The sequence below is a fragment of the Shewanella sp. 10N.286.52.C2 genome (genome assembly GCF_002874545.1).
In the GTDB taxonomy this organism is placed as follows: Bacteria; Pseudomonadota; Gammaproteobacteria; order Enterobacterales; family Shewanellaceae; genus Shewanella.
On the sequence record NZ_MCTV01000002.1, the window covers coordinates 31,796 to 43,660 of the forward strand.

At 42.1% G+C, this 11,865-nt stretch carries 12 protein-coding genes; 4 read left to right on the top strand and 8 right to left on the bottom strand.

The features are described from left to right. Window positions 1–51: 51 nt before the first annotated feature. The 4 genes from rlmM to BCU94_RS01005 all read right to left on the bottom strand — a co-directional run bounded on the left by rlmM (window position 52) and on the right by BCU94_RS01005 (window position 3,453). On the bottom strand, window positions 52–1,143 hold the full coding sequence (rlmM, locus tag BCU94_RS00990) for a 23S rRNA (cytidine(2498)-2'-O)-methyltransferase RlmM (protein WP_102439528.1): 1,092 nt from the start codon (window positions 1,141–1,143) through the stop codon (window positions 52–54). Window positions 1,144–1,330: 187 nt separating this feature from the next. After that, on the bottom strand, window positions 1,331–1,711 hold the full coding sequence (locus BCU94_RS00995) for a DUF423 domain-containing protein (RefSeq protein ID WP_102439527.1): 381 nt from the start codon (window positions 1,709–1,711) through the stop codon (window positions 1,331–1,333). A gap of 22 nt (window positions 1,712–1,733) precedes the next feature. After that, complete coding sequence (locus BCU94_RS01000) at window positions 1,734–2,465, bottom strand: alpha/beta family hydrolase (RefSeq protein WP_102475428.1); 732 nt, start codon at window positions 2,463–2,465, stop codon at window positions 1,734–1,736. A 76-nt stretch (window positions 2,466–2,541) separates the two neighbouring features. Beyond that, the gene (locus tag BCU94_RS01005; protein WP_076540323.1) at window positions 2,542–3,453 is read right to left on the bottom strand and encodes a transcriptional regulator GcvA; all 912 of its coding nucleotides are present in this window, start codon (window positions 3,451–3,453) and stop codon (window positions 2,542–2,544) included. A gap of 178 nt (window positions 3,454–3,631) precedes the next feature. Between BCU94_RS01005 and BCU94_RS01010 the strand changes: the two genes are divergently transcribed. Next, window positions 3,632–3,868 (top strand): hypothetical protein, encoded by a 237-nt coding sequence (locus BCU94_RS01010; RefSeq protein ID WP_102475388.1) that lies wholly within the window; start codon window positions 3,632–3,634, stop codon window positions 3,866–3,868. 161 nt (window positions 3,869–4,029) lie between these two features. Here BCU94_RS01010 and thiI read toward each other — a convergent pair whose 3' ends face one another. The 3 genes from thiI to pomA all read right to left on the bottom strand — a co-directional run bounded on the left by thiI (window position 4,030) and on the right by pomA (window position 7,568). After that, window positions 4,030–5,484: a tRNA uracil 4-sulfurtransferase ThiI gene (gene thiI, locus BCU94_RS01015; RefSeq protein ID WP_102475389.1), complete on the bottom strand. Its 1,455-nt coding sequence runs from the start codon at window positions 5,482–5,484 to the stop codon at window positions 4,030–4,032. A gap of 365 nt (window positions 5,485–5,849) precedes the next feature. Next, window positions 5,850–6,797: a flagellar motor protein MotB gene (locus BCU94_RS01020; protein WP_102439524.1), complete on the bottom strand. Its 948-nt coding sequence runs from the start codon at window positions 6,795–6,797 to the stop codon at window positions 5,850–5,852. 3 nt (window positions 6,798–6,800) lie between these two features. Continuing rightward, window positions 6,801–7,568, bottom strand: coding sequence for a flagellar motor protein PomA (gene pomA, locus BCU94_RS01025; RefSeq protein WP_102439523.1), 768 nt, complete (start codon window positions 7,566–7,568; stop codon window positions 6,801–6,803). 398 nt (window positions 7,569–7,966) lie between these two features. Between pomA and xseB the strand changes: the two genes are divergently transcribed. Genes xseB through dxs form a run of 3 tightly spaced genes read left to right on the top strand, consistent with a single transcriptional unit; the run spans window position 7,967 to window position 10,984 of the window. Further along, window positions 7,967–8,203: an exodeoxyribonuclease VII small subunit gene (gene xseB / locus BCU94_RS01030; protein ID WP_076540313.1), complete on the top strand. Its 237-nt coding sequence runs from the start codon at window positions 7,967–7,969 to the stop codon at window positions 8,201–8,203. A gap of 2 nt (window positions 8,204–8,205) precedes the next feature. Next, on the top strand, window positions 8,206–9,087 hold the full coding sequence (gene ispA / locus BCU94_RS01035; protein WP_102439522.1) for a (2E,6E)-farnesyl diphosphate synthase: 882 nt from the start codon (window positions 8,206–8,208) through the stop codon (window positions 9,085–9,087). Between the two features lie 19 nt (window positions 9,088–9,106). Then, window positions 9,107–10,984, top strand: a complete 1,878-nt coding sequence (dxs, locus tag BCU94_RS01040) for a 1-deoxy-D-xylulose-5-phosphate synthase (RefSeq protein WP_102475390.1) — start codon at window positions 9,107–9,109, stop codon at window positions 10,982–10,984. A gap of 176 nt (window positions 10,985–11,160) precedes the next feature. On the opposite strand, the gene grpE is transcribed toward dxs, so the two are convergent. Next, window positions 11,161–11,778, bottom strand: a complete 618-nt coding sequence (gene grpE / locus BCU94_RS01045) for a nucleotide exchange factor GrpE (protein ID WP_076540307.1) — start codon at window positions 11,776–11,778, stop codon at window positions 11,161–11,163. Window positions 11,779–11,865: the final 87 nt, after the last annotated feature.

The window sequence follows — 11,865 nt, forward strand, 5'->3', positions numbered from 1 at the left end:
GATATTCACTAAGGGCTTTTTAATGCTTGTTTAAATTTCCAGCTAAATAGCTTAGTTAAACGCCCAAGCAGTATTAGGTTTAACCCATAAGTGAACTGTCACTTCATCACGATCATGATAAAGGTGCTTACACTGTAATTTAAAATCTGTGATGTCGTTTTCTTTTAAAATTTCAGCCATAGTATCTAAAATCTGTCTGACTTCTTTATAACGACTTTTCATTGGTAATTTAAGGTTAAAAATGGCTTCTTTAAACCAGCCATTAATCGCCCAAGCTTCAACGAGCTCAGCAACACGTGACGGTTTTTCTACCATGTCACACACTAACCAATAAATGTTTTTTCTTGGTGGTTCGAAACGAAAACCATCGGCGCGATAATGTTTAACCTGTCCAGTGTCCATTAACTTCTGATCCATAGGACCATTATCAACTGCGGCGACAAACATGCCACGACGTACTAGCTGATAAGTCCAGCCACCAGGACAAGCGCCTAAATCCACAGAATGAAGCCCTGAGCGGCAGCGGTCTTCTTGCTCTTCCTTTGTCAAGAATTGCCCAAAAGCCTCATCTAATTTCAAGCTTGAACGACTCGGAGCATCGGCAGCCATTTTAAGACGGGGAATGCCCATAAAATAAGGTGAGCTATTGTTTGATAATGAATAGCCGACATAAGCCGTACCCGGCGCTACAAAGCACACATGAATGATAGGTCTGCGGTCATTTTCTTGAGCTAATAATGCGCCAGACTTTTTCAGGCCTTGGCGTAAAGGCACAGTAAATTTGCGGCAAAAACCTGACAGTTCTTTAGCTTCATTGGTATCTGGAGTTTCAACTCGTAATTCTCCCGCTTTTGACACTTCACTTAAAGCAGCCACAATCGGTGATACTCTGTCTTTTTCAGGCAAATCTTTTATCAACTCACCAGCAGCAAACATTTGTCTTGCAAACACTAATGAATTTAACTCAATTTGCTTTGCCAGTTGCTCACCGCCGTTTTCTTCAAAACATTGGTAAATCACATAAGCATCATTGGTATTGGTTTTAACAAAGCCACCAATATTTAATTCAGCTGCACGCTGTTGAATTTCTGCAGCACAATCTTTCTCATAGCCTGCGCGGCAAAATATAAAGAGGTTTTTCATGATAAGCCTTAAGCTTCTATAACCATAACTGCTTCACAGTATGGTCGAAGGACAAAATAATGGGGGCATTATACTCAAAAATTATGCCGCTGTGTTAAATAGAAAAGGCAAACCGATAAAAGCAACAAAGCAGCAGATTTGATAAACAAGCTGCTGCTTTGAAATATTTGCCAAAGGTGACGCTAAGTTATTTCTGCTTAGTATGTTTTGCTATCCCAATGGCAAACAATGTCCAGCCAATCAGCATACAACCGCCGCCCATAGGGGTAATTGGCCCAATCCATTTGGCGCCAGTAAAGGCATATAAATACAATGAACCTGAAAATAATAAAATACCCACGAAGAATAAATAACCTGCCCAATCCAGCAGTTTTGAACTTATCCAGTGACCACTTAACGCTACGGCAATAATGGCAAAGGTGTGATAAAAGTGATAATCGACACCGAGTTTAAAAATCGCAACCAACTCAGGCGGGGCAATACTTTTTAACCCATGGGCACCAAAAGCCCCTAAAGCAACCGCTAAAAAACCACTGATTGCCGCTAACAGTAATAAACCTTGTCTCATTGATATCTCGCTTTATAGAAAATTAATCCACAATATCAGTAATAAACTGATCACATATGGTTAAGCAGTGCTTCAGATTAGCCTCTAATGTGGTTCCTGACGACTTACGTGGCTTAAAACTATGATCGCCATCGGTTATCCAGCTGACTTTGACTTGTTTATTTATATCCCACTGGGGTATTTCGCTTATACCGCCAAATTTATCCCGCTCACCTTGCACCACCATTAATGGTTTTAAGCCATTATTTAACGGCTCAAGTCTCGGCTCTCCGCCTTTTAATGGAACAAAGGGATAACCTAAGCAAATGCAGCCTTTAATTAAGGCGTTAACTGAAGCAGAGATCTCAACCTGCTCATCATTAATGATAAGTTCGTCATCGGTTAACAATGTCGCCGCCATTCTGCCACCCATTGATTTCCCCATTAACACAATGTTTTCGACCACAAGATCATTGTCTTCAATGGTTTGTTCAATGGAATTAAGTAGCCTAGTAAAATGCATTAACAGTTTAGGCGCTCTATCTGGCGGCCTTCTTTTGCCATCTTGCATATTGGCTTGCATATATAAGAAGTTAAAGCGCAATACTTGATAACCTTTAGCAACCAAGCCATTGGCGATATCGACCATAAACTCATGGTGCATATTAGCCCCTGCGCCATGGGCCAATACCACTAATGTTTTACTGGGGTCGCCCTGTAAGATTGATTCAATTTCTAAACTATCGTTTGTTACAGCTGGGCCTAGGGGGGTCATATCATTAGTTTCTTCGATTGTTAGTGACAACAGCATTAATTACTACGCTATGTGGTTAAGCTTGGGTAAGTTAGCCCTAGCCTGACAGTAATTCACTGCGAGACTCTTCAGCAAACATATCTACCATCCACTCTCTAAAGGCAGCGACTTTACCTAATTCAGAATGATTTTGCTGACACACTAAGTAATAAGCATCTTTGCTGACTAGCACCTCTGAGAACGGACACACCAAGCGGCCTGCTTTTATATCCGGCCTTGCGAGTACGCTGTAACCCAGCGCAATACCTTGGCCATGAGCGGCAGCTTGCAGTACTAACGATGAATGACTAAAGATGGGGCCAGAATTAACATTAATTTCACTAATTCCACATTGCCTAAACCATGCCTGCCAATCATGACGGCTAGAATCGTGCAGTAAGGTATGATTTTTTAAGTCGCTGGGTTTCTCTAATGGTTTAGGTCCATTAAGTAACAGCGGTGAACACACCGGAATGAGCACTTCATTACGCAATTTATCCGCTCTTAAGCCAGGCCAATTACCTTGGCCATAATAGATGGCCACATCTACATCATCAGTCAATGAGCCCGTTTCGCTGTCAACAGCTTTAATGCGTACATCAATATCGGGATTTTGCTCACTAAACTTAGCCAAACGCGGCACAAGCCATTGAATTGCAAAACTTGGTGACATACTTACCGTTAACGAACCAATGGCGCTTCGGGCTAATAATCGGTCGGTTGATTCACCTAATTGGATAAAAATATCTTTAATATCGAGGAAATAACTTTGACCTTCTTCGGTCAATAAAAGCGAACGATTTTTGCGGCGAAACAGCTTTAGGCCTAGAAAATCTTCTAATGCTTTAATTTGATGACTAACAGCAGCCTGAGTAACAAACAACTCTTCAGCGGCACGGGTAAAGCTCAAGTGCCTTGCTGCTGCTTCAAATGCTTTTACCGCGTTCAAAGGTGGCAATCTTCGCGACATAGTGATCCATCTCTCGTTTTTTAATTAGTTTTTCTAATGAATAGCGTTACATTTTGTCGTTTGTAAAGAACACTGTGTTCGGTTAAATTATGACCATCAGATTTATGATGAGTTGGACAACTTCTACGCAGTGTAAGGGTGTGTCCGCCAGTGTTAAGTCAGCCCGGAGGCGACCTTTATGTTCAATTTAAAATCATTAGCTACAGTAGCTTTACTTTCTTGTTTTGCTTTTACAGCTAGCGCAAATGAAGAAGGCATTGATATCAGCGACCTTCAAGCTTCAATAAACGCAGAGCTTCAACAAAGCATGTCAGAAATGCAAAGTAATGTTCAGGTTGATGTTAACAGCACTTTAGTTGCAGACAAAGAAGTTCAACAGCCAATCACTACCGCTGAAACGCGCACTGCTGATTAATTTACTGTAAAAACAGTAACAAAAAAACCGCATTGACCATTTAAATGGTAATGCGGTTTTTTTATGGGCTAAAATGACTGTCTCAGTTTCAATATGAAATACACATCACAGCCTGCAAAGCTTAAGTAGGAGCATCGACTAGCGATACTCCTTTTACGCCATTAAGGACGGTATACTTTAACGTTGCTGTGACCTTGCTCAGTCAGGTATAACGCTTGTAATTTACTCATTACGCCGCGATCACAGTAGAGTAAATAGGTTTTACTTTTATCTAAATCAGCAAATTGCGTTGCTAATTTAAAGAAAGGAATTTTTAAGATTTCAGTGCCATCAATGCTTAGTGGGTTTTGCTCTTCTTCATCTTGTGCTCTGATATCAATCACAACACTGCCAGCTTCAATTGCATCAACGGTTTCAGTTTCACTTACTGTGGTTTCAACTTTTTCAGCAATTTGCTTAATATCGATAACCACGGCATCTTCTACAATACGGTCAATTATGTCTTCACTGAATTTAAGCTCTTCAGCTTCAATTTTTGCCAGTACAGCCTTAACGGTTGGCTTTTGCGAAATCACACCACAATATTCAGGAATCGCTTTAGCGAAATCTTCAGTACCAATTTGGCGACTTTCATTGATAATGTCTTGCTTATCCATGGTGATTAATGGACGTAAAATCAATAAATCCGTACAGCGGTCAATTACGTTTAAGTTGGTCAGAGTTTGGCTTGAAACTTGACCTAAACTCTCACCTGTAACCAAAGCTTGGATGTTGTACTTTTCAGCCATTTTAGTGGCGGCGCGCATCATCATACGCTTAAGAATAACGCCCATTTGACCGTTATCAATTTTTTCTAGAATCTCAGCAACCACTGGCTCAAATGGTACAGTCATAAAGCGCACTTTGTGTGACTCACCATATTTCTGCCACAAATGATAAGCCACTTGCTTAACACCAATCTCATGCTGCGCGCCACCTAAGTTAAAGAAACAATAGTGAGTGCGGGCACCTTTTTTGATGAATTGATAGCTTGATACACCTGAATCAAATCCACCTGAGATAAGCGATAATACATCTTCTTGGGTCGCCATTGGGAAACCACCTAAACCGGGAATACGGCGCACAACCATATACAGTTTTTCATGGTCAATTTCTAAATTAACCGTCATATCTGGATTTTTTAATTTCACACCCACAGCATCTGTGTGCTGGTTTAAACCGCCACCAACGTAACGCTCAACTTCAATTGAATTAAAGTCATGCTTACCAGTACGTTTAACGCGAACACAGAAGGTTTTACCTGCCAATTGCTCTTTATAAACTGGCAGTACTTGCTGGTAGATATCATCCATTGACTCAAAACTGTATTCATCAACTTGAACAACATGAGCAATACCAGGAATACATTCTAAACGCTCAGCAATGGCGTTAATGCGCGTTTGTTCATCGCTGTTGACGTGGATCATAATGCGATCCCATTGACGTTGTACTTTTACTTCGTCATCAACTTTTTTAAGTACATTTCGAATGTTGGTCTCAAGAATTTTAGTAAAACGCATACGAACAGTTTTACTTTTCATCATGATTTCTGGGTATAGCTTTACAATAAACTTCATTGGATTTCCGCGGCAACTGATTTGGATGTTCACTTTTACGACTACGGATTGCGTTGATATTCAGCGCAAAATCAACTCATAAAAGTCAAAAATAATAATGGCTGGAAATTAACCAGCCAACAAAGGCGGGATTATAGCAAAAACTGTCTATATACCAAACACAATAAATTTTATTACACACAATCTTTGAGCTTAGGTGCTAAGGCTGTCATTAAATCTAAATAAAATTAGCAGTCTAAGCAATACTGCAACACAGCGTCAGTGAAACGGCGTTGCGATTACTGGCTATACAGCGCTATTTAAAGCCGATAAAAAGCCGCTTAAGGACTAAGCGGCTAATCTCATCTTATATAAAGAGCGCGTTTCTATGGCTGCTGTGATTGTGGCGCGAGTACTTCTATCTCAGCAGACTCTTTCGCCTTGCCTTGTTCAATAGCAATTTCAACTCGGCGATTACGGCTACGGTTTTTATCAGAGTCGTTAGCCACTAATGGCGCATTAGATGCCATACCCACCACCCGCATTCTGCTGTCATCAAAGCCTGTCACTTTGGCCAGTTCATGGGCTACTGAGACTGCGCGTTTACTGGATAAGTCCCAATTAGAACTGTAAAGCTCATTGCTAATGTGCATGCCATCGGTATGACCTGATACTGTAATAATGCCGGGAACATCTTTTAATAAGTCACCAATTGAGCGAATAACAGGTTTAAATCTTGGCTGTAAAAAGCCTGAACCCGATGCAAAAGAGCCTTTTTCGCGGATCCGGATAATAATCTGTTGCCCTAACGATTCAATTTCGATGGCGCCATCAACAATTTCCTCATTGAGTTTTTCGGCCATTTTTTTCACTTGGTCGTTAATATTTTCTTGCTCAGACTTCGCTTGGGCTTGCTGAGCCTGTGCTTGTTGCTGGGCCGTCGCTTGAGCATTACCGCCGCGATTATCCCCTTGCTGTTTTTGCACGCCGCCCGCACTGGCATCGTCGCCTGCTTGATACTCAATGGTTTGCTCTGTCATCTCATTGGTTTGCTGATTGATAATTTCAATAGGGGTAGGGTCCGGTTTTCCCGGCCGAAACTCTAACGCAATCACCGAGGTGCCTTTAGGAATATCTTTAACTTCAACTTTATTTTGCACCCCGAAGGCATACTTCATCGAACCGGCAATTTGCTTAAACTTCATCACGTCCATTTCAGAGAACGCCAGCAGCAAAACAAAAAAGCACATCAATAACGACATAAGATCAGCAAAGGTGGCTAGCCATAACGGCGCGCCGGGTGGTGGACAATCACACTTGGCTTTTTTAGCCATGAGCTACTCTCCGTCCGTGGTATCGATTTGACGTTGTTTTTCACCTAGATAATTTTTCAGGAAACCTTCGATAACACGTGGGTTCTGACCATCTTGAATCGCCAAGACCGCATCCATAATCAAATTGCGGTTAAGTAACTCTTCACTCATACGTAATTGCAATTTATCAGCAATCGGGAGCGCCACCATATTGGCGATAATCGCGCCATAAAGCGTGGTTAATAATGCCACCGCCATTGCCGGGCCAATTGATTTAGGGTCATCCATATTCGATAGCATGGCCACTAAACCAATCAAGGTACCAATCATGCCCATGGCTGGGGCCACATCACCTAAGGATTTAAAAATGCCAATGCCGGTTTTATGCCTTTCCTCGGTCAGGGCAATATCTTTTTCTAAGGCTTCACGCACCACATCACCATCATGGCCATCCACTAACATGTCGACCGCTTTTTGCATAAAACTGTTACCGATCTGCGCTTCTTCTAATGCTAAAAAGCCCCCTTTACGGGCTGCATCAGCCATATTCACTGATTGGTCAATTAACTCCTCAGGCTTATCAATTTTAAACATGAAAGCTTTAGCGCCAATTTTTACCGCGCCTAAAAATTGCTTAAGATTATATTTCATCATCACAACGAAAAGAGAACCAATAAGCACAATCATCACCGATGGCGCATCAATAAAAATCGAAATCCCACCACTGTTCACCATAGAACCAATAATAAAAGCGAAGGCGCCTATTAAACCTATTAGGGTTGCTAAATCCACAATTTCTCCTTGAGCGCAGTCTTAATAATGCTGCCTTACTTCTATGAATACCAATGTAACACTCTGAGCTATTGGGACAAATGTTCAAACGAACAAAAAAAACTCATACAGTGACACTTTCATCGATTAATTGGCTGGTTTATCAAAAAAGCATCAAAAAATGCTATTACGACTACCATTATTACTACCATGGATTTCAAACTTCGCTTAAAGCGACCGCTTGACACTGGTATTCATTATCTATATCGGTCAAACTTAGCCCAAGTTTAGGAATATTTTATGAATTATATAAATATTCAGTCACAAAGCGTGCTATTGAGCAAATAAACAACGACTGAATTTGACCCTTAGCGCGGCCTGATATACCTTGTCCCCGCATAATAGAAGGAATAAGAATTGTGGCAAAAAAACCTGAGAATCTAAGTTTTGAAGAATCCTTATCGGAGCTTGAAAACATTGTTGCAGATCTTGAGCAAGGTGAAGTCACTTTAGATAATGCCCTTAAACAATTTGAGCGCGGCATTAAGCTAGTGCGCCAGAGCCAATCTAAGCTAGAACAGGCTCAACAAAAAGTTTCCATCTTATTAAATGAAGACGATACCAACCTCAGCCCATTTACCGTTGAAGGCGAATAAGTGTGTTAGCCCAGTCAATTGAACAATACCAACAACGCGTGAACCAAGTTTTAGCAACTAAACTTGCCCAGCTTGATGACGCTGCCCCTATATTAAAAGCCGCAATGACCCACGGCGCCTTATTGGGCGGCAAACGCATTCGACCTTTTATGGTTTATAGCATTGGTGAAATGTTAGGTGCTGATTTAAAGCAGCTTGATAACGCCGCAGCCGCTATCGAATGTATTCATGCCTACTCATTAATCCATGATGATTTACCTGCCATGGACGATGATGCCCTGCGCCGCGGCCAGCCAACGGTGCATATTGCTTTTGATGAAGCCAGCGCTATCCTTGCAGGCGATGCCCTGCAAACCTTAGCCTTTGAACTTATTTGCGAGCCTAATGAGAGCATTAGCGCCTCTCAGCAACTTGCTATGGTAACCGCTTTAGCTAAAGCATCGGGTTATAGTGGTATGTGCGGCGGACAAGCTATTGATCTAGGCGCCACCAATAAGCGTATAGACCTTGAGCAGCTAACCCTGTTACATAATAAAAAAACCGGAGCCTTAATTAGCTGCGCTGCAGAACTTGCCTTAATCGCGGCATCAGCATCAAGCCTAGACCAACAAATTATCAGAGACTTTGCCGCCAATATTGGCTTAGCCTTTCAAGTACAAGATGACATTTTAGACATCATTGCCAGCACTGAAGAATTAGGTAAACCCCAAGGCAGTGATCAAGAGTCCAATAAAAGCACATTTCCTAAATTATTAGGGCTTAAGGGTGCAAATGAATGCGCCGAGCAACTAATTAACGATGCACTATCAGCGCTGGCAAAATTGACCTACAATAGCCAGTTAATTGCAGACTTCGCCCGCTATATCATTGCGCGAAGAATATAAAGAGACAGTTTACCGCCATATGAGTTTCGATAATTCTCAATTTCCGGTATTAGCTCAAGCTAATACCCCTGACGATTTGAAAAAGCTGCCGCAAGGCATGCTGCCACAGTTATCCGATGAATTAAGACAGTTTTTGCTTAAATCAGTCAGTAACTCAAGTGGCCATTTTGCTTCAGGCCTTGGTACTGTTGAATTAACAGTAGCACTTCATTATGTCTATAATACGCCTTTTGACCGCGTAGTATGGGATGTAGGCCACCAAGCTTACCCCCATAAAATTCTCACTGGTCGTCGTGACAGAATGCATACCATTCGTCAAAAGAACGGTTTACACCCTTTCCCATGGCGTGAAGAAAGTGAGTACGACACCTTTAGTGTTGGTCACTCAGGGACTTCTGTCAGTGCAGCTTTAGCTATGGCTGTTGCTGCAGAGAAGGAGCAAAAAGATCGTAAAGTTGTTGCTGTAATTGGTGATGGTGCGATGACTGGCGGTATGGTGTTTGAGGCCATGAACCATGCAGGCGATCTGCACAATGACATGTTAGTGGTGTTAAATGACAATGAGATGTCAATCTCTGAAAATGTCGGCGCACTGAATAACCATTTAGCCCAACTAATGTCAGGCCGCTTCTACACCACCATTCGTGAAAGCAGCAAAAAAGTGCTCAAAGGTATGCCTGTCATTAAAGAAATGGCAAAGCGTACTGAAGAACACCTTAAAGGTATGGTCGTACCTGGAACCTTATTTGAAGAACTAGGTTTTAACTATATTGGCCCGATTGATGGTCATGATGTTGATTCATTAGTTGAAACCCTGCGTAATATGCGCGATTTAAAGGGCCCGCAAATCCTGCATATCATGACTAAAAAAGGTCGTGGATATGAGCCTGCTGAAAAAGATCCTATCGGTTGGCATGCAGTGCCTAAATTCGACCACACTCAATTTAGAAAGCCGAAAACAAAACCAAGTTCACCGACATTTTCGCAAATTTTCGGTAAGTGGTTATGTGATGTTGCTGAAAAAGATGACAAGTTACTCGCCATTACACCAGCCATGCGTGAAGGCTCGGGCATGGTTGAGTTTTCACAGCGTTTTCCAAACCAGTATTTTGATGCCGCGATTGCTGAGCAACACGCGGTCACCTTAGGTGCTGGTTTTGCGTGTGAAGGCTACTCAGCTGTTGTCGCTATCTATTCAACTTTCTTGCAGCGTGGTTACGATCAGTTAATTCACGATGTAGCTCTACAGCGCTTACCTGTGTTATTTGCTATCGATCGCGGTGGTATTGTTGGCGCTGATGGCCCAACTCACCAAGGTGCTTTTGATTTAAGCTTCCTGCGTTGTGTTCCCAATATGGTCGTTATGGCACCATCTGATGAAGATGAATGTCGCCAAATGCTCTATACCGGTTATCGCTATAAAGATGGCCCAACGGCGGTTCGCTACCCTCGTGGTTGTGCGACAGGTATTGAACCAACTGAAGAAATGACTCCTATTGCGATTGGTAAAGGCTTGGTTAAACGTCAAAGCCAACAGCAGACGCAACGTGTAGCCATTGTTAACTTTGGTACTACTCTTGCTGCAGCGCTTGAAGCCGCTGAGACGCTCGATGCCACCGTTGCCGATATGCGCTTTGTTAAGCCATTAGATTTAACCCTGCTCGCTGAGCTTGCTCATAGTCATGACGTGATTGTCACCGTTGAAGAAAATGCCATTATGGGCGGTGCGGGTAGCGGCGTCATTGAAGCGCTGCATCAAATGAAAATCTTAAAGCCTGTGCTGCAAATTGGCTTACCTGATGAATTTATCAAGCATGGTGGACCGGATGAAATCATCCAAGAGCTTAAATTAGATGGTGCGGGTGTTTTAGCCCAAATCCAAGACTATTTAAGTTAACCGCCTCAGGGAGTTAAGCCAATTTGATTGGCGCTACTAAAAATCACAAAAAAGGACTGCATTGGCAGTCCTTTTTATTAACTCTTTATTACTAACGCTTGATTACTAACTATTGCTTTGCCAATGCTTTGCTTATTGATTGGCAAACCAAGAAGTCAGTTTTCAATTGTTATGCATTACGCTTGTGTATCAACACTTGCGCCACCTTGAGACACCATAACCATCGCAGGGCGAAGTACACGGTCTTTTAAGATGTAACCTTTTTGCATAACTAGCATCACGGTATCTTTAGGGTATTCTGCACTTGGCTGCATACCGATAGCTTGATGATGATTTGGATTAAATGCTTCACCTAATGGATTAACAAGCACTACGCCATTTTTCTCAACTGCTGCCATTAACCCTTTCATGGTCAATTCAACACCTTCAGCAATCGCTTTAGTTGCTTCATCTTCAGCATCAACACCAGCAAGTGCACGTTCCATATTATCTAATACAGGCAAAAGCTCATTCACGAACTTTTCTAATGCGAAGGCACGGGCTTTTTCAACATCTTTTGCTGCACGAGCGCGGATGTTTGCCGTTTCAGCAGCGGCGCGAATTTCAACATCTTTACGCTCAGCTAAGGCTGCTTGAGTTTCAGCAAGTTGTTGCTCTAATGCTTCAATTTTAAGGTTAGCTTGAGTTAACGCATCAACTTCGGTGGCCTCTTCTGCTGCGACTTCAGTTTCCGTTTCATTGACGACTTCTGCATCAATGATCTCTTGATCTACTTTGTTTGACTCGTTGCTCATTTTCACTCCAGCTAAAAATGCTTTGTTTCTGATTACTATGGGCATATTATGGGGATCATTTTCTTCGTTTCAAGCCTTTGTGCAAAT